General features: G+C 43.3%; 14 protein-coding genes. 4 read left to right on the top strand and 10 right to left on the bottom strand.

Going from position 1 to position 18,802, the window contains the following annotated elements; all coding sequences use genetic code 11:
* From V7K31_RS08810 to V7K31_RS08790, 5 genes are all read right to left on the bottom strand, one after another.
* On the bottom strand, positions 1-2,898 hold a 2,898-nt coding region (locus tag V7K31_RS08810), incomplete at its 3' end, for an Hpt domain-containing protein (RefSeq protein ID WP_335093834.1).
* 248 nt (positions 2,899-3,146) lie between these two features.
* Positions 3,147-6,089: a methyl-accepting chemotaxis protein gene (locus V7K31_RS08805; RefSeq protein ID WP_335093832.1), complete on the bottom strand. Its 2,943-nt coding sequence runs from the start codon at positions 6,087-6,089 to the stop codon at positions 3,147-3,149.
* 14 nt (positions 6,090-6,103) lie between these two features.
* Positions 6,104-6,634, bottom strand: a complete 531-nt coding sequence (locus V7K31_RS08800) for a chemotaxis protein CheW (protein WP_292767238.1) — start codon at positions 6,632-6,634, stop codon at positions 6,104-6,106.
* A 13-nt stretch (positions 6,635-6,647) separates the two neighbouring features.
* Entirely contained in the window at positions 6,648-7,013 is a 366-nt protein-coding gene (locus tag V7K31_RS08795) for a response regulator transcription factor (protein ID WP_069073698.1), read from the bottom strand.
* 385 nt (positions 7,014-7,398) lie between these two features.
* Positions 7,399-8,574 (bottom strand): response regulator, encoded by a 1,176-nt coding sequence (locus V7K31_RS08790; protein WP_335093830.1) that lies wholly within the window; start codon positions 8,572-8,574, stop codon positions 7,399-7,401.
* 401 nt (positions 8,575-8,975) lie between these two features.
* Between V7K31_RS08790 and hmpF the strand changes: the two genes are divergently transcribed.
* Complete coding sequence (hmpF, locus tag V7K31_RS08785) at positions 8,976-10,739, top strand: pilus motility taxis protein HmpF (protein WP_335093829.1); 1,764 nt, start codon at positions 8,976-8,978, stop codon at positions 10,737-10,739.
* A gap of 276 nt (positions 10,740-11,015) precedes the next feature.
* On the opposite strand, the gene tilS is transcribed toward hmpF, so the two are convergent.
* Positions 11,016-11,987: a tRNA lysidine(34) synthetase TilS gene (tilS, locus tag V7K31_RS08780; protein WP_335093828.1), complete on the bottom strand. Its 972-nt coding sequence runs from the start codon at positions 11,985-11,987 to the stop codon at positions 11,016-11,018.
* A gap of 210 nt (positions 11,988-12,197) precedes the next feature.
* On the opposite strand from tilS, the gene V7K31_RS08775 reads away from it, so the two are divergent.
* Together V7K31_RS08775 and V7K31_RS08770 are read left to right on the top strand one after the other, a co-directional pair.
* Positions 12,198-12,524, top strand: coding sequence for a hypothetical protein (locus tag V7K31_RS08775; protein WP_335093827.1), 327 nt, complete (start codon positions 12,198-12,200; stop codon positions 12,522-12,524).
* Positions 12,525-16,094 (top strand): tetratricopeptide repeat protein, encoded by a 3,570-nt coding sequence (locus V7K31_RS08770; protein ID WP_335093826.1) that lies wholly within the window; start codon positions 12,525-12,527, stop codon positions 16,092-16,094.
* 52 nt (positions 16,095-16,146) lie between these two features.
* On the opposite strand, the gene V7K31_RS08765 is transcribed toward V7K31_RS08770, so the two are convergent.
* Positions 16,147-16,320 (bottom strand): hypothetical protein, encoded by a 174-nt coding sequence (locus V7K31_RS08765; protein ID WP_335093825.1) that lies wholly within the window; start codon positions 16,318-16,320, stop codon positions 16,147-16,149.
* 20 nt (positions 16,321-16,340) lie between these two features.
* Here V7K31_RS08765 and V7K31_RS08760 point away from each other — a divergent pair, with 20 nt between their 5' ends.
* Positions 16,341-16,475, top strand: a complete 135-nt coding sequence (locus V7K31_RS08760) for a hypothetical protein (RefSeq protein ID WP_335093824.1) — start codon at positions 16,341-16,343, stop codon at positions 16,473-16,475.
* Between the two features lie 60 nt (positions 16,476-16,535).
* On the opposite strand, the gene V7K31_RS08755 is transcribed toward V7K31_RS08760, so the two are convergent.
* The 3 genes from V7K31_RS08755 to ccsB all read right to left on the bottom strand — a co-directional run bounded on the left by V7K31_RS08755 (position 16,536) and on the right by ccsB (position 18,764).
* Complete coding sequence (locus V7K31_RS08755) at positions 16,536-16,856, bottom strand: hypothetical protein (RefSeq protein WP_335093823.1); 321 nt, start codon at positions 16,854-16,856, stop codon at positions 16,536-16,538.
* Positions 16,857-16,940: 84 nt separating this feature from the next.
* Positions 16,941-17,249 (bottom strand): KGK domain-containing protein, encoded by a 309-nt coding sequence (locus tag V7K31_RS08750; protein ID WP_335093822.1) that lies wholly within the window; start codon positions 17,247-17,249, stop codon positions 16,941-16,943.
* Positions 17,250-17,702: 453 nt separating this feature from the next.
* A complete protein-coding gene (ccsB, locus tag V7K31_RS08745) occupies positions 17,703-18,764 on the bottom strand; it encodes a c-type cytochrome biogenesis protein CcsB (protein ID WP_335093820.1) in 1,062 nt (353 codons plus the stop codon).
* Between the last annotated feature and the right edge of the window lie 38 nt (positions 18,765-18,802).

Below are 18,802 nucleotides of genomic sequence, written 5' to 3'. Positions count from 1 at the left end.
TGTGGTTTCCATCTGAATGTAGGTGGAGTCATCTCTGGCTACATCCTCAAACAGCAGTTGCGGATTTTCATCGAAAGAGCCAAACAAATCATCTGGCTGTACTTGGGATGATACTAAATCTGAAGTTTCCCCAAAATTGATATCTAGAGAAGTTTCTGTAGGTACTAGTTCATCCACAGTATGATCTGTGGTTTCCATCTGAATGTAGGTGGAGTCATCTCTGGCTACATCCTCAAACAGCAGTTGCGGATTTTCATCGAAAGAGCCAAACAAATCATCTGACTCTACTTGGGGTGATACTAAATCTGAAGTTTCCCCAAAATTGATATCTAGAGAAGTTTCTGTAGCTGCTAGTTCATCCAAAGAGCCGAATGAATTAAGTTCCAGATCAACATCAGATATCTCTGGGGGCTGATTAGTAAATTCTGGAACAAAATCTAAAGCTTCTGGTTGTTGCGATCGCCTGAGAATTTCCTCCTCTGGATGCGGTGCGAATAACGGCGTTTCAGTCGTGGAAGCATCGTTGATTACAGGGGAAATAGTTGAGTTACTTGGTGCTAACTGATCAAATAAATCATTTCCAGAATCTGATGAGAATAGTAAATCTAGCTGCTCTTGACGCTGGAAATTGAGATCAAAATCTTCTTCTATGTCAAAACTGGCTATAGGAGAAACTATGGGCTGTTGACTATCAGCAAAAATGTTATCAGCAAACAAACTCTCCTCTAACGCCCTTTCCACATTCTGCTCAATTAAGGAATCGAATTCGTCCTGTTCCTCTGTGGTTTCGTCGCTCCAGAAGTTGCTCAGATCATTTTCTGATTCAGAAGACTCAGGCGCTATTCCCGCAGATGTATCAAATAAATCACCAATTTCGGCTTCACTTGTAGGCAATAGTGTCTGTTCTTCCATTTCACCAAACAGGCCATCCAAAGACAAGCTTGTTTCCTGGGGTAATTCTATATAGTCACTAGGGGTAATTTCTTCTACCCAATTTGCATTTCTAGTTTCTAAGAATAAGTTATCAAAACTGTTTTGTTGGTTGGTAGATAGTTCCACACCGATGATGGCTGCGCCAACGTCAAGGGCGATCGCCTCAGTTTCTGGTTGAGTTACTTCGCCTGTAGGCAATAGTTCAATATCATCATCTAGTGGCAGTGTCAATAAATCTTCAACGACATCGTTTTTATTGACACTATTTTGGACAATCTCCCCAGGAGACTGGTTTGTATGGCTAGTAACATCAGTAAAATCTTGTAAATTTTCCGAAGAAGAAGAGTCTAAATTTAGATCAACTACGTTAATATCACTTAACTCTAAAGTCGGAGCAGATTTTTGTTGATTTTGCGGTTCTGAATTCTCTTTTTCTAAGAAATTGTCGCCAAATAACAGGGATAAATCTTCTGTGGCAGCTGTGGTTGTTGGGTGCTGCTTCTTGCTGATATCTTCATCAAAGGAAAGTAAATCGAATAAATCGTTATGAGCGTCCTCAGCCTCAGTGCTGCCCAAATCAATTCCAAAGTCATCGATCGCAACAATATTTAAGGTTTCTTCTTGATGCCAGCTTTCATCTAGTTCGGGAGTCTCACCTGCAAATAAATCGGCAAGGGTATTTAACTCAGCTATTCCTACCTCTGGCCCATTGTGATCAAGATTGCTACTGATTGGATGTACTTCGTCATGTGTAGTGAAAGCAAGACTAGTGTGAGTTGCAGCGTTTAGTAGTGTCCCTTGGAGAGGATAGGGGCGTTCGCTAATATCCTCATCTAGATTAAGTTCTTCAGTTGCCTGGGCGAGGTTAGTTATGACTAACGGCTGGGTGTCACCAGATAGAATTGGCTCTGAGGCAGTTGATAATTCTGTCAAAGCCGCAAGCTGCTCATCAAACAAATCAGGGGTAATTTCTAATAACTCAATTTCTGCAAAGCTCAAAAGTGCTTCTAGTTGCTGACTAATTGCAATTTCGGCTTCCCTACCTTGCAGGACTAATTCTTGAGCTTGCTTGATTTCGGTAATAACAATTTTAGCTAAAGTCAGATAAGTATTTTCAGGATTGCCGATCGCACTGGCTGCTGCTTGACACAAACCACACCACTTGGACAAATTCCAAGTCTCACCAAGTTTGACTAACTGGTAACAGCATTGTTGAAGGTTCTGCCGAGTTGAAGGTGTTGTGGTTTGCTTAAACAGTTTCAACATTTCCCGTAGTGTTTGCAAGACTTGAGCTTGAAACTCGCTCCAGGTATTATTTTCTTTAGCGGTGACTGGCGATCGCCCAGCCTTACTGAGTCCGCGATCGTCTCGCACCTCTTGGGGTGCTACAGAGAAGGATATTTCTGGAGATTCCTGATGGATGTCTTCTGCCAAACCGGGAATATCTCGCCGCAGGAAAAGTTCTGTAAGTGTGGAGACATTATCTTCAGAGGTTGTGTGTAGTTCTGTGGCGTCAGGACTGCTGGCTACTCCACTGTTCGCTTGTTGTACAAGTAGTTCCAAATGCTGATACAGCCATTGAAAAACCGGCTCAGTTTCTGACATCAAAGTATTAGCCGCATCTTCAGAAAGACCAAATGGTCCGCTCAATTGCTCTAACAGCGCTTTGAGAGTATCAGATACACCGAGAAATAAAGATTCTAACTTTTCGTCAATCTTAACTGGATTATCTTTAAGAATTTTGAAACAATCTTCCAGACGGTGGGAGGTATGCTGGATGCTAGTCAATCCAAGCATCGCCGCTCCTCCTTTGATGGAGTGAGCCGCCCGGAAGACTTCACTGATCATTTCCGGGTCGTTCAGGGTACCCTCTAGATTCAGCAACCCCTGCTCAATGGTATTCAGGTGATCCCTGGCTTCTTCGATAAAGTAACCCAAAATCCGCTGTTGTTGTTCCGGCAGCATGGCAAAAGTTATGAGTTATGAGTTATGAGTTATGAGTTATGAGTTATGAGTTATGAGTTGTGAGTTGTGATTTTTATTTCTAACTCCTAACTCCTAACTTTTTTCCAAGTTATGAGTTGTGAGATGTGAGTTTTGATTTTTATTTCTAACTCCTCACTCCTAACTCCTAACTTTTTTCCAAGTCATGAGTTGTGAGTTGTAAGTTGTGATTTTTATTCCTAACTCCTAACTCCTAACTCCTAACTTTTTTACCTAGTTTCCATAGTTTCCACTCGGAAACGTTCAACGGAGGCGATCAAGTCACGGGATACACCTACTAAGTGTTGTAGGGCACCTGAAACTCGCTGTGCTTCTTGGGAGGTTTCTTGGGCAGTGAGTTCTACTGATTGCATTACATGAGCGACAGCGCGGGAGGTTTCAGTTTGTTCCACAGTGTCGTTGGTAATCGAGCGCACAAGAATATCGATACGATTCGCCACTTGAATAATGTTTTCGAGCGATCGCTTGGCTTCTTCTGCCAATTTTGTCCCTTTAATTACTTGTTGTGTGCCTTCTTCCATCGCGGTCATCACCGAGCCGGTTTCGCTTTGGATTTGCATCACAATTTGTTCAATCTCCTTCAGGGATTTAGCAGATTTGTCTGCTAACTGGCGCACTTCATCTGCGACGATCGCAAACCCGCGTCCAGCATCTCCCGCCCTTGCCGCCTCAATACTAGCATTGAGTGCCAGTAAATTAGTTCTCGAAGCAATTTGGGAAATCAACGCCACAATTTTAGAAATTTCTTGGGAAGATTCCGCCAACCGCTTGACTTTTCGGGTGGTTTCGGCAACGGTTTCCCGAATTTCCAAAATCCCCGCCACAGTATTTTCTACTGCTTCCCCACCTTTGAGGGCGATCGTACTAGCATCGCGGGCGACGGTTTCGGCTTCCCGCGCCGCCTCTGCTACCCGTTGAATCGAGTCGGTCATCACCTGTACAGAATTCAGGGTTACTGCCAACTCTTCTGCTTGGCGCAAAGCATCACCAGATAAGGCTCTAGCAAAGGTTTCGGAGTTGGTTGCACCTTTTGTCACATCCTTCGCTGCCACTTTTACCTGTTGCACAATATCCCGCAGGTTTTGAATTGTCAGGTTAAAGGCGTCAGCGACAGCACCCAGGACGTCGGCTGTGACTTCCGCTTGGACTGTTAAATCTCCTCTAGCAGCTCCTTCCACATCATCCAACAGGCGAATCACTTGGCGTTGGAGGTTTTCTTTGGCTTCCTCTTGTTCATCGGCTTTCCGTTGGACTTCACTTGTGGTCGTGAAAATTACTCGCGCCATTTCATTAAAGCCAGTGGCTAAATGCCCCAATTCGTCTTCGGAAAACACTGTGGCTTGAGCATTCAGATTTCCTTGACGTACAGCCTCAAACTGAGTTTGGAGATCATCAGTTGTGCGCCGAATTTGTTTAAGCGCCAGATTCCCCATGAAGCCGGCGGTAGCAAAGCCGGCAATCCCAGATGCTAATGACATTGCCCAACCTGTATTTCGGACTGATTCTCGTTGTTGGGCTGGCGAAAATGTGGTGGCAACAAAGCTAACTGTGGCTACAACCAGCGCCGAGACAATGCCCACACTTCCAGCAATTAGCCATTGTTTGTTTTCTATGGAGGCATTCTCTAATGGTGCTAACCAGCCTTGCTCGATGTTAACGTTGGGTTCTACTTTCGAGACATCTGTTTGGCTAAAGACTGGAACTGATTCATGGGAACCAGTCATTGAGAATAGTTCTTCGTCGCGATCGCTAGCTGCATCACTTAAAAAAGCCTCCGCGGTTTGAGGGCTTCCACTACCACTAGTTTCTGCTGGAGCAGAATGCATTGCTAGATCGCCGAAGTTAGAACCTCCTTCCGTCAGGTCAAACCCTGGAATGTTGCCTAAATCGTCAAATTCCTCAAAGTCATCTAAAAACTCGATATTGCTCTTAGAATTTTCTCCATTTAGTATATTATTTGAGTCTTCATAAGAGCTTAATCCCTCTGAGCCAAAGGCCGACTCAAATGCTTCCATATCAAAGTTTTCATCGTCATCAAAGTTATTTTTCCCGATAATCTCACCTGATTTTAACGGCTTTTCTTCCAGAGGTAGATTGCTGCTAAAAGATGAAGAATCATCAGATAAATCAGCCACAAAAGCTGACTTTGTTCCCAAATCTGTTGGTTTCAACCAATCATGTGCCTCGGTTTCCGGCAAATATTCTTTATTGCTGGATTCCAAGTTATTTGTTATTGCCGAACCATTTCTAAGTTCTTCTTCAATAATCAGTAAAGTTTCGTCTCCAAAATTAGATTTTTCATATTCTAAATTTCCGATACCAAGCTCTGGAGACTTTGCTTCACTCAACAAATCAGAGAAATTATTCTCGCTATTACCAGTTTCGGAATTAGAAGATGAAGAGTTATTATTGTCAATAGCTAAATTTCCGTGAGGAGAATTTATCCCATTATCTGAAAACTGACTATTTCCTAATGATTCTTCCAGACTATCTTCTGATACATCTTCCTGCCAGAAAGCAGGCAACTCTAATTCTGTTTTCTCTTCCCCATTACTATTTGACTCTTGTTCTAGCGATTCTTCATTGAAGGCAAAAGGGTCGTCAGCAAAAACTGGAGAAGAATCTGGTATTTTTACTGTTCCAATACTATCTTCTGTAGGTATGTCAAATGGGCTTTTTGAAGATACCTCTTCAACGCCATTCACAGTTTCTGGAACCTCTCCAAAAAAGTTCAAATCAAGGTTATTGCTGTCAAAATCCTCACTAGCGCTCAAATCTTCTAATTCTTGTTTGCTATATACCAGTGCATCAGACATCTCTGAGGAATTTATTTCCTCTTGACTTCCTGATGTATCAATCTCCCCACTGAATGACTGTAAATATTGATTGATATTCTCAATTCCATTATTGGCAAAACCAATAATTTCTTGATCGTCGCTCAGTTGTAATACCTTTTGATATTGTTCTTTTGCGACATCGTACTGCTGTAAAACATAGTAGATGTGACCCCGTAACAAATGAGAGTTAGGGTCATTTGGGAAATTTTGCACCACTTGGTCAACTAAACTAGCGGCAACCTCATAATCCCTTTGGACATAGGCGGTCATCGCCTGTTGATATGTTGGCTCGTGATTATCAATACTTGCTGCCATTTCCTCCTCCAATTTCATCCTGCCCACCGCGCACTCCGTAAAATTGCCATTTGATCGAGCAGTCGTAGAGACTGATTATTTTTAGCACGTAATAACCACTCTCCACGTAAAAAGGGAGCCATAGTATCGGGAACATTAGTTGGTGGCATGAGATTCTGGACATCCAGCCAGTCCATACCACCGATTTCCTCTACTGCTAAACCCACTATTGTGTCTTGCTCTTCAATGGCAATCACCGAAATTTCAGCTCTATCCGTGTTTAATGCACTTGCTTCCCCAAGAAATTGACCCAAATCAGCCACCCAAATAACTCGACCTCGTAAATTTAGAGTACCCAAAAGTAAAGGAGAAGCATTAGGAATCGGGGTGATTCTATCAGGACTTAGTTCAATTACCTCACGGATACCAGTTGCTTGTAGTGCAAACTCCTGATGCGAGGGAATGTAAAACCTCAAATGTAACTCACCTTCAGGACTTTCTACTTGTAATTCAGGACGGAAATGGTCTTGACCGCTACCACTTAAAAAGTCCGGTTTGCTGACCATATTGCTTTTATCCTTATCCTCGCAGCAGTTGTTTGACTGTTCCCACCAACTCGGTTGGTTGAAACGGTTTGGCTATGTAGGCATCTGCGCCCTGCTTCATGCCCCAATAACGATCAAATTCTTCGCCTTTGGAAGAACACATCACCACAGGGACATTTTGGGTTTTTGGATCGGATTTTAACCGCCGACAAACTTCGTAGCCGTTCATCCGGGGCATGACAATATCCAATACCACTAAATCTGGAGGTGCTATTTGAATCGCCTCCAATGCTTCTAATCCGTCACTGGCATGGGTAACAGTTAAGCCCGTTGCTTTCAGGAGGTCTGTAATCATCTCCCTTTGCGCGATACTATCTTCCACAATCAGAACTGTACTCATAAGTGTCTATCTACCTCCTGATGTAGACGTTCCTACTTGGAACATTCCCTGATTCCTCCGCAAGTATTAACTGTATAAATTAATTCTAGTTTTTCACTATTTTCCTGGATATTGATCTTTCACTAAGTAGGCTGACTCTGTGATAACATCTTTTACCTGATCTTTTAGTAGATCAACAAATCTTGGATCTTTTTATCTGTCCAATGCCCCATGCCTCCCGAATTTTGGATTTGCGTTAGCGAGTCCTTAAAGGTCTTTTAGATTTTAGATGTTCAATCCCTCCGGGTTCAGTAGTCACTCATGGGGGAAACCCCCAAGACCGCGCTACTTTACCAAAATCCAAAATCCAAAATCTAAAATTCTTTTGCCCCATGCCCAATTTTCATTAGTTGTTGATATATTTCTCTACGAGCATAAGTAACTCAGTGTCTGTAAATGGTTTTGTTAAATAATCTGTAGCCCCGACCATCTTAGCTTTGACTCGATCAATAAATCCATCTTTACCAGTAAGCATGATAAACGGTATCAGCCGAAATGCTGTTGAATGTCGCAGCATGGCACAAACCTCGTACCCCTCCAATTCCGACATGGCAATGTCACATAAAATTAAATCCGGTTTGAGTTGAAAAACCAGACTCAGTGCCTCTAAGGGATTGGTGAGGGCGATCGCTTCATAACCTTGTGGTTGTAGGATGGAATTTATAGTCTCACCGATAGCGATCGCATCGTCAATACATACTATCCGCCCCTTGTGTTTTTCTTTCAATTCCCCGCTATCCGTGTGAGCATTTGGTTTAGTTGTCTCTGAATAGACTAGTTGTAGCCAACCCTGTTGCACATATGGATATATTGCCTTAGCTACTGTCAAAATGTCTCGGTTGAGATAGCGAGCCAGTTGACGCAAGGATGTTTTACCATCAGCCCAATGTTGTAGCTTATTCACGGTTGGTTCTGGTAGCGAGGATTGGAGCTGAATTTTGTCAGATAGCACTGGCAATTGTTCTGGAGACTGAATGTGTGGATAGAATTGCTTCCACTCTTGCACCTGTTTCGTAATTTTTGTAACGAATGGAGCAATCTCAAAAGTACTTAATTGCGGGGTAAGTGCCGCATCCTGATGAAAGATGAAATTACCTTGATGTAAGCTCAACAGGTCAAAAAGGGTTTCATGCACCAAGCCGTAAATGATACTACCAGCTATCTTTGGGTTGATGATATTCTGTTCCAGGAGTGCCCAAAGATAGGCATACTCTGACGCGTCGATTGATGGTAGGGAGGCAATTTGTTTGTCAGTGAGCCGCATTTCAACTCGGTAATGACGTAAATAATCCCTAATTCTGGATAAACTACTCTCGCCTTCTTGACAATAGATAATTTGACCATTCAGGAAAAAGACGAACCAAGACTGTTGTTTCGGGCGATAAATACTTGCTCCCTCTCCACCCAGTTTGTTGTTATGGTGAGAGCTATGAGCTTCTACCCATAGTTGCCCAGTTCGCTGTCCCAACTCAATCAATTGCAGGATACTGCAAATATCAATTTCATTTAAATTTCCCTGCATTTATCTAAAAAGTACTCCTTAAGTATTGCTGAATTCTGAATTGTGAATTCTGACTTCTTCTTTAAGTATTGATTATGGAGTATTGGAAAGATTATTACTCTGTTCTTTGTTGTCATGGGAGAATACATTAAGCTATAAATCTTAATCTTTCGTAATACACTTCGACAAAGCTAGTGTTAACACGGAAGTCATCATCACTGTCATCAGTACAAAATATAAAGGCGCGATCAAGTCTGCTTTTATAAGTATCCAAGACGTAATATCTCGCGTCTATAGTTTTGTCTGTCTTATGCTCCGAAACTTCGGTTCAGTGAGCCAAGTTAACAGAATTATTTCAGGTATATCCCAAAACACGAACTTTAAGTGCATCAATAAAGGACTAACGGTAAAGGACTAACGGTGTGCTGTATTTAGCAGAAGTACAAAAACAGAAAGGTGGTTTACTCAGTGGCGGCGCCAAAACTGAACTGAAACTGCTAGCTTGTCAGCGAACTGACCAGAATTGGAGTACTGTGTCGGAAGATGTGATTGCTGCTGAGGACGCAAGCAAATTAAATGATGGTGCTTTGGTACTGGTTGAACTGAATCCGAATCGCCAAGTGCAGCGGATTCAAGAAGCAGGGCGTCCACTAGTCAACATTTTGCAGAATTTTTCTCGCCAATTGGAGAAATTTAAGCTCAAGGAAGATGAGATTGATCAGTGGAAGCAGTCGCTGACGTTTCAGGCGCAAGAGTTAAATCGCCGTGAAATGGACATGGAAGTACGATCAGAACAGTTGGAAGAAATGGAGGATGAGGTACAACGCCTAGAGGAGCAAAAACAGGAGGTTGACACCTCGCGCCAGGAACTTGAACGGTTGCAAACAGAAAATGAGCGCAATCGCCAGGAGTTGGAAGGCGCTTGGGAGCATTTGCGGGGTGAGCAGCGTCGTCTAGAGGAACGTGAAGGGGATTTTAAACAAGGAACGGTTTTGGATCAGGAGCAAAGTCGGGTAATGAGTGAGTTACTCGATCGCTTGTCTAGTAATGCGGCTCCCACAGAAACAGTCAGAGAACACCTCCATTTGGCTTTTGAATTGGTTGAAAAGCAGCAAGCTACTCTTACCCCACACTGGCAAAAATTGGAGGAGCAAAAAACTGCGATCGCTCAACAGCAAGCAGAAGTTGAGGGTTTGTCACAAAACTTTAGCGATCGCCAAAACGCTTGTGTTCAAGCACAAAATTCTCTAGCCCAGCACACAGCCCAATTACAGGTGAATACAGCAGACCTTACCAGTAAGCAAGAGTATGCTCGGATAATCAAAGAGCAGTTACGAAACCAAGAAGAGTTATATCAACAGGTTCAGTCTTTGGCTGCAACGTCTGGTAATGTAGTTCTTGGTCAGCAAGTTGATGTGGAAGCTTTGGAGAAAAAGTCTTTAGAAGAACTACAAAAAATAGTACAAGACTTGGAATATAAGGTGGAAATAGACGCTAGCTTTGTTCACGATCAAGAACAAGAACTGGAATATAAACAAAAAACTATAGAAGAACTGCAAACTAAAATCAATCACGCATCTGACCATGACCACATCAATTTAGAACTGGAACTAACAGATGAAAAAGACCTCTATCAGATGCTAAACTCCAGTTTAGTGGGACAACGCCGCAATATGTTACAGCATCAGGAGTTTCTCAAGCAACACCAAGCTGTACTGTTACGGCGACAAGGATATACTGTTGCTGATGAAAAAGAAAGCAACAACCAAATTAATTTAGAACCGATTCTGTTACAAATTGAAACCCAACGACAACAATATTCACAGGAAATCCAAAAGTTGGAACGTGAGATTGAGCAGATCCGTGCTGGTATTGAGCTAAATCAGGGAATGATTGACAATCAAACTCACGATTTGGATGAAAAACGCCAAGAACTTAAAGCGATCGAGGAAAATTTGCTATCCCTACGAAGAACAACTGCTGAATGCTGTGGTCGAGTGAATTTGTATCAAGAAGCACTACAACCAATTCAGGATTCTCTGGATAGCTTACGGCAAAAGCTGCAAGGAATTGCAGAATCTTTGGATCAATTCCAGGAAACTGGTGATTCTCAACTCCAAGCGATCGCACAGATGCGTCAGACTCTTCAAAGTTTAATGTGTCAGCCAGAATTACTCACGTCTTAACAAGTTCTGGGGCTTTGGTGAGACAAGGGGCTTAAGCTAGGCTAAAGCCCAACTACGAACTTAAGTAGGTAGGCGTAATTAAATATAAGATCAAACCTCACCCTCAATCCCTCTCCAAAGCATCGGAGAGGGAAGCCGGAGGTAGGGTGAGGTTTTATATTTAATTTGACCATTGCTTAATCCTTCCTGACAATCTACATGGTTTTCTGCATATTTTATTAAGATTCTAAAACTAATAATGTGCATTGTCCCTGATCGCAAAAAGACTTGAAATAACTATTTTAAACAGATCCAGTCGCCTTCTACTTGAGCGATCGCACCACCAGGAAATGGATCAGTTTGCGATCGGTTGGGCGCTATAATTAAAGCCGTTAATTTTTCGATGTGTTCAAAACTAGGTGCATCAGTCAATATTTGCTGCAATACCTGACGCATCACCCGACGTTGCAGTGCCAATGGTGCTTTCTGCAATACCCGACGATTTAACCGCACTTCTTCATGCCCCATGCCCAATGCCTTTTCTCGCAACTCCTGGGCAGCTTTTTCTAAATATTCCACTTCCGCTTGGAGAAGTTCTGCTGTTTGGGCTAAAGCTGATTCTACTTGGGGGTTGAAATTTTCCCGCAAATATGGTATTAACTCTTGACGAATGCGGTTGCGGGCATATTGCAAATCTTGATTGGTGGAATCTTCCCAAATTGGTAATTTAAACTCTTGACAAAATTGCTCTGTTTGTGAGCGAGTAATTTCTAAAAGTGGACGCACTAGCATAATGCCCGTAGTTAGAGGGCGTTGCCAAGTCAGGGCTTGTAAGCCATCAGCACCAGTACCGCGAATTAAGTTGTAGAGGAGAGTTTCGGCGCGATCGCTGGCGGTGTGTCCTGTAACTATATATTGATAATTATTTGCCTGAGCGATCGCACTTAAAGCTTGATAGCGCCAATCGCGTGCAGCAGCTTCACTATTTATAGGTTGGTTTGCTGTTTCTAAATAAAAGGATATACCCCAAGTTTTAGCTAAATTTTCTACATGATTAGCATTAGCTTGGGAGTCAGAACGCCAGCGATGATCGCAGTGAGCAATACCTAAATCCCATCCCCATTTGGATTGTAAATCTAAAAGTAATTTTATTAAACATAAAGAATCCTGTCCGCCAGAGACAGCGATTAATAGCCGTTGGTTGCGCTCAAATAAGTGGCGCGATCGGATGGTGCGATGGATTTTTGCGTGTAAGGGAGTCCACACCATATTTGGAACTCCTCATAGTAATTCGTAATTCGTAATTTTTGAAAGTCAGATTCAATTTGGGTTTCCAGGTTTGCATCTGTTGCCTTATTTTAGGCAATTCTTGCAACACAAAGTAAATAATTTTGCAATCCTCTCTGCTTCTCTGGGTGAATCTTATCCCCAATTCAATGGATAATATACGGAATCTTGGATAAATTCGTAGGTGATTTAATGGCTGAAATTCAAGTTGGTATTGAAGGCGAAAACGCACCAGCAGCAGCCGAGGCTTTGCTAGAAATTCCTGGAATATCGGGAAGCTATGAAGTGCCGACGCAAAGAGAGGCGACTCTAGCAGCTATTGCTACTATTGTCGGCATTGTGGGTGGTGCTGCTGCTTTAGCTGAACAAATCCGCAAATGGTATCAAGAATGGCATAAATCCCATCCAGGAAAGCAATTTGATGTGGTAATTCTTAACCCTGATACTGGAAACAGGATTTTACTGGAAGAAGCTACCATAGAGGAAATCACGGAAATCCTCAAATCTCTCAGCAAATAAGTGCAAACTATCCGCATTCAACTTCGGGAAAGTACGCAGGAAACAGTTGAACTCAGATATTGGCTACCTCAAACAAATTACTATGAATCACGTCGTCTGAAATTAGCAGAAATCGCTGATTTACTCAAGCAAGGCGAACGAGATTACTATCAACTGCTGCCCAATTTACCAGGAATCGGGAAGCAGTTATTTTTTTGGTTGGATGACGATGGACGCTGGTTGAGTCGGGGAATTGCTGACTGTCGCGCTGAGGGGTTGGTAATTGCTATTGATACCGATCAAAAACTGGCACATCTACCTTGGGAAGTGCTGCATGATGGTGAGGATTTTTTGGTAAAGCGGGTTAATCCGGTGGTTTTGCCTCTGCGCTGGATTGAGAAAGAAACGGAAGGGTTTGCTGTGGAAGCACGACAATTGCGAGTATTGTTTATGGCAACCGACCCGGAAGATGTGGAAGCAAAGTTAGATTTTGAACAGGAAGAGGCGAGAATTCTGGCTGATACGCAAGATTTTGCTGTGGATTTGCGGGTGGAAGAAAGCGGTTGCGTTAGCGAGTTGGGTAAGGTGTGGAGTCGCTATCTTGATGACTTTGATGTGTTTCACCTCACAGGACACGCCTCAATTACTCCTGGTGAAGCGGGAAAGAACCCCACCCCCAACCCCTCCCCGCAAGCGAGGAGGGGGGAAGGTTTAGAGGCGAATACGCCTTATTTTATTACTGAGACGGAAATCGGGGAACGTCATGAAACCACAGCCGCAGAACTGGCGGAAGTTTTTCGGTTTAGATTTCCCAAATTGGTGTTTTTGTCTGGTTGTCGGACTGGACAAGCACCAGATAAAGGGGCTGTCCCTTCTATGGCTGAGGCACTCATTGCACAAGGGGCTAGGGCGGTTTTAAGTTGGGGGCGGACTGTGGAAGATCGGACAGCTACAGCCGCCGCCGCACACCTCTACGGCAAATTGGCAGCCGGATATCAATTAGCTGAAGCACTCGCTAGCACTTACCAGCAGTTGTTTAAACAGAATGTGCGTGACTGGCATTTGTTGCGGTTATATATTCAGGGAGAATGTCCCGGTGCGTTGGTGGAAGTGTGGGGAGATTTGCCACTCTCTGCGCCGGAACCTGCTTATCAACAGTTTTTAGATCCCGATACCCAACAGGTGCGGGTGGCGAAACCCTCTGAGTTTGTTGGGAGACGGCGGACTTTGCAACGTTGTCTCAAAGCGATTCGCACTTCATTAGGGGTACTCATTCACGGACTGGGGGGTGTGGGTAAGAGTACTGTGACTGCGCGACTTCTAGAAAGGATGGTTGGCTATGACAGGCTGGTGAATTTTCGGCAACTGGATGAGGACAAATTGCTCAAAACCCTTGCTGAACAATGTACATCTGAACGGGGGCATGAAATTCTCAATGGCAAGTTACCCTTGATGCAGCGCCTCACCAGGTTTTTAAAGGAAGGACTGAATACCAAAGAACAGCGCTTTGCTTTTGTGCTGGATGACTTTGAGGCCAATTTGGAATTACGAAATGGGGTTTATGTCTTGCAACCACAAGTAGTAGATGTACTGCTGGCGTTGCTGAAGGCGATTCAAAATTCCCAACTTCCCCACAAGGTAATTATTACCTGTCGCTACGATTTCACATTGTCGGAACTGAATCATCGTCTGTACCGCGAACCTCTGGGGGCTTTGGGTGGGGCAGATTTAATTAAAAAGTTTAATCGTCTCAATTCGTTTAATGGCAGTTTGGCGATTGATGCAGAATTGCAGAAACTCGCCAAAAAAGCAGCAGATGGAAATCCTCGGCTGTTGGAATGGTTGGATAAAATTCTTTCTGAAAACATTGCAGATAATCTCGCCACAATCTTAAAGAAGATGGAAGTGGCAGAAGAAAAATTTCGTGAGAATATCTTGGCAGAGGAATTGCTGAAGCAGCAAACTCCAGATTTGCGGAAAATGCTGGGGAAGTTGTTGGTGTATGAGTTACCTGTTGTTATAGCTGCTATTTCACCGATTTGTGAGGATATCTCTAGTTGGGAAAGTCATATTCAACGCGCTGAAATTATGGGTTTGTTGGAAGTTACGCTTACGAACAACGGAGAGAGGTTGTATCGGGTTCCTCGGATTTTGTCACCGTTGCTAGAGAACCCCACCCCTAACCCCTCCCCGCAAGCAGGGAGGGGAACAGGAATTGATGAGGAAGAGTTGTATAAACAAGCTGCACAAATTTTGTATCGTCTGTGGTGGGAAGGGGTGGAAACTGCGACGGAAGCACAAAAGTTAGAAATTCATCGGTTGGCTTTGTTGGGGAAGGATGAAGAAATTGCGGGGAAAATAGCTAGTTCATTGGCGAACCGCTTGTGGCACGAAAGTCGATTTCGGGAAGCAATACATTTGTGCAAATCAACCTTAGAAATTACTAAAAACCATAGTGTTCTCAAAGAAATTGCTTATTGTGAACACCAAATGGGTGAGGTTGATCAAGCATTAAACTATTACGAACAAGCTTTAAATCTTTGTCCAAAAGAAGATGAACGAGAATTAGCAGCAATTTATCATAATTTAGGGATGCTGAAAGCCAACAAAGGGGAAGTGGATGAAGCGATCACACTCTACAATCAGTCTTTGGAAATAAAAGAACGCATTGGTCATGTCCAAGGCAAAGCGGCGACGTTGCACCAACTGGGAATTATCTACGCCAACAAAGGGGATGTGGATGAAGCGATCGCACTCTACAATCAGTCTTTGGAAATAAATGAACGCATTGGTCATGTCCAAGGCAAAGCGGCGACGTTGCACGGCAAAGCGGCGACGTTGCACTGTCTGGGAATGATCTACGCCAACAAAGGGGAAGTGGATGAAGCGATCGCACTCTACAATCAGTCTTTGGAAATAAAAGAACGCATTGGTGATGTCCAAGGCAAAGCGGCGACGTTGCAGTGTCTGGGAATGATCTACGCCAACAAAGGGGAAGTGGATGAAGCGATCGCACTCTACAATCAGTCTTTGGAAATAAAAGAACGCATTGGTAATGTCCGAGGCAAAGCGACGACGTTGCACCAACTGGGAATTATTCACGCCCAGAAAGGGGAAGTGGATGAAGCGATCGCACTCTACAATCAGTCTTTGGAAATAAAAGAACGCATTGGTGATGTCCAAGGCAAAGCGGCGACGTTGCACTGTCTGGGAATGATCTACGCCAACAAAGGGGAAGTGGATGAAGCGATCGCACTCTACAATCAGTCTTTGGAAATAGAAGAACGCATTGGTAATGTCCAAGGCAAAGCGACGACGTTGCACCAACTGGGAATTATTCACGCCCAGAAAGGGGAAGTGGATGAAGCGATCGCACTTTTCAATCAGTCTTTGGAAATAAATGAACGCATTGGTAATGTCCAAGGCAAAGCAATGACTCTGCGGAGGTTAGGAGATTTGGCAGAACAGCAGGGTGAATACACTAAAGCGATATCCTATTTGCAACCAGCTTTAGAGATTTTGCAGCGATTGAAGTCACCGGATGCTGAAAGTCTGAGTGCAAGCCTTGATAGGGTGATGGGTAATTTGTAATTTGAAAAAGTCGGGGGTCTGGTTTTTTGGTGATTGACAAGCGATCGCTTTCTCAAAATTCTGAGTACAGAAGTGCGATCGCCTGTCGCATATCTACCACTATTACTCCCTCTAATTCCTGACCATAAAATGAACCAAAATGTGTCTTATCACCCGTTACCAAAAGGTCTGCTCTACTCTCTACTGCTGTCGCTAAAATGGGAGCATCTTTCAAAGGTAGTCTCATCTCCATTGCCCATAGGATATTTGGCTGAACAACAGGGTGAATACACTAAAGCGATATTTTATTTGCAACCAGCTTTAGAGATTTTGCAGCGATTGAAGTCACCGGATGCTGAAAGTGTGAGTGCAAGTCTTGCTAGGGTAATTCGTAATTCGTAATTACAGCACAGAAAGATTTTTTATCTCCCGCAGAGGCGCAAAGAAGAACGCGAGAGTGTTTTATAAATAAATGAAAATTGCTGTAATGAGTCTTTGATACTCGTTAACGAGTATTTGAACTGGATTCATCCACCTCTGAACTCCGTTAACGAGTGTTTGAACTGGATTCATCCACCTCTGAACTCCGTTAACGAGTATTTGAACTGGATTCATCCACCTCTGAACTCCGTTAACGAGTATTTGAACTGGATTCATCCACCTTTGAACTCCGTTAACGAGTATTTGAACTGTATTCATCCACCTCTGAACTCCGTTAACGAGTGTTTGAACTGGATTCATCCACCTCTGAACTCCGTTAACGAGTGTTTGAACTGGATTCATCCACCTTTGAACTCCGTTAACGAGTGTTTAATACTCGTGGACAAGTCTTTAGGGACTTCCAAGTAATAAAAATCTCATTGGGTATTAGTTTTCCACTTGTTTGAGTTTTTGAAAAATTTCATCAAGTGGTGATTCAGATTCATCAGGACAAAATTCTAAAGCAAGTCTAACTTTTCCTTTTTTCCATCCCTGAGTACTAAACTGCAAAACTTCACAATTTAATCCTTGGGTATACAAATTTACTTCATCTGTCTCATCTGCTCCGATATATTCCTTAATTGCTGTAATTAAATCACGGACTTTAAAAGTTTTAGCAATATTTAACTTATTAAAAGTGTCTGGTTCTATAGACACAACTTCATCATGATTTAGTCTGTCAAATCCATCTTCCATAAAAATCCCCTCTCACTAAATCTATACTTTCCACAGATTTAGTAGTTCATCCGAAATAATTCTCACAAGATAAGTAAGTGGGTCAAATTAAATATAAAACCTCACCCTGCCTCCGGCTTCCCTCTCCGAACTCACGGAGAGGGATTGAGGGTGAGGTTTGATCTTATATTTAATTACGCCTACCTACTTAGTAGTAAATTTAAATCTGCTCCTTTCTCCCTCTTTGCCAACCTACAATGTACATCAAGTCTTTGTGAACGCAATTTACGGTTAAGTTTCATAGCCCCTGAGATACCTCACCCTGGTTTTACTACGTAAAACCTGTCCCTCTCCTTAGTAAGGAGAGGGATTAAAGATAGGAGAGGGTGAGGTTTTAGAGGAATTTTGGGTATATCAGATAACTTGTGTGTAGACCGTAGCTTTGCCAACGCAGAGGGGTTAGGGGTGAGGTTATTAAAAGAACCAACCGTAAGAATGTAAACCTTTACCCAAAAGGTTCACACCTAGATAACAAACCCAAACGACAACAAAGCCGGTGGAGGCTAAAATTGCGGGACTGCGCCCTTGCCAACCGCGAGTGATCCGAGCGTGGAGGTAGGCGGCGAACACTAACCAAGTGATTAATGCCCAAGTTTCTTTAGGGTCCCAACTCCAGTAGGAACCCCAAGCTTCGTTAGCCCAAACACCACCAGCAATGATCCCAATTGTCAACAGGGGAAATCCTAGTCCGATGATGCGATAGCTTATATTGTCGAGGGTTTCGGCAAGGCTAAGGCGCTGAGGTGAAAGAGGTTCGGCTGATGCTACAGTTTGAGGCTCAGAAGTAGATACTAAATTCAAAACAGCGATGTTAGCGTTCCCGTTGCCGTTGCTACTAGTTTCAAAACGAGCAAAGCCGTTATTTTCCACAACAGGAGCTGGTGGTTGAGAAATTAACTCAGATGCTTTGTGCAAGCGGTAGCCGTTGCTGCGATAGCCACCAGTACCTACAGAACTACCTTGTAGTTGGATGTTTTGACCGCGAGTGACAACTAAAAAAGCGATCGCTAATAACGAACCCACCATCAAAGCAGAATAACTCAACATCATCACGCTGACATGCATCATCAGCCAATTTGACTTTAAGGCAGGTACTAGGGGTTCTGACGTTTGCATCTGGGATGGTAGTGTCAAGGTAGCAAAAGCAGCGATCAACATTGCTACCGGAGCTGTAACAACTCCTACTAAGCGGCTACGGCTACTATTTTCAGCAATCAGATGGACGGCGGTAATTCCCCAAGTTAAGAAAAACAGAGATTCATAGAGATTACTTAGGGGAAAGTAACCAGCTTCTATCCATCGTGCCCCTAGTAGAGTCGCCATGCACAAATTAGCGATCGCCATTCCAGCTGTCCCCAAAGTGGCTAGATAAGGCAGATTCGGAAAAGCCGCTCCTCCCCAATACACCAGCATTGTCAGGAATAATATGGCAAAAGAGGCATTGTCCAGCCAGTTCTGGAGTACAACTAGATTCATAAAGTGTTCTCTCCGTGGATGATTTAAAATATGGATTC

This window comes from Nostoc sp. (assembly GCF_036917675.1).
GTDB lineage: Bacteria > Cyanobacteriota > Cyanobacteriia > Cyanobacteriales > Nostocaceae > Nostoc.
The sequence above is the reverse complement of the archived record's forward strand: the minus strand, read 5'-3'. Positions and strand labels throughout refer to the sequence as shown.

What these genes read in the sequence shown, in the direction of transcription:
- V7K31_RS08805 (WP_335093832.1), bottom strand. Translation starts at nt 6,089, where the DNA reads ATGGCAGCAAGTATTGATAATCACGAGCCAACATATCAACAGGCGATG.
- V7K31_RS08800 (WP_292767238.1), bottom strand. Translation starts at nt 6,634, where the DNA reads ATGGTCAGCAAACCGGACTTTTTAAGTGGTAGCGGTCAAGACCATTTC.
- V7K31_RS08795 (WP_069073698.1), bottom strand. Translation starts at nt 7,013, where the DNA reads ATGAGTACAGTTCTGATTGTGGAAGATAGTATCGCGCAAAGGGAGATG.
- V7K31_RS08790 (WP_335093830.1), bottom strand. Translation starts at nt 8,574, where the DNA reads ATGCAGGGAAATTTAAATGAAATTGATATTTGCAGTATCCTGCAATTG.
- tilS (WP_335093828.1), bottom strand. Translation starts at nt 11,987, where the DNA reads ATGGTGTGGACTCCCTTACACGCAAAAATCCATCGCACCATCCGATCG.
- V7K31_RS08775 (WP_335093827.1), top strand. Translation starts at nt 12,198, where the DNA reads ATGGCTGAAATTCAAGTTGGTATTGAAGGCGAAAACGCACCAGCAGCA.
- V7K31_RS08765 (WP_335093825.1), bottom strand. Translation starts at nt 16,320, where the DNA reads ATGAGACTACCTTTGAAAGATGCTCCCATTTTAGCGACAGCAGTAGAG.
- V7K31_RS08755 (WP_335093823.1), bottom strand. Translation starts at nt 16,856, where the DNA reads ATGAATCCAGTTCAAACACTCGTTAACGGAGTTCAGAGGTGGATGAAT.
- V7K31_RS08750 (WP_335093822.1), bottom strand. Translation starts at nt 17,249, where the DNA reads ATGGAAGATGGATTTGACAGACTAAATCATGATGAAGTTGTGTCTATA.
- ccsB (WP_335093820.1), bottom strand. Translation starts at nt 18,764, where the DNA reads ATGAATCTAGTTGTACTCCAGAACTGGCTGGACAATGCCTCTTTTGCC.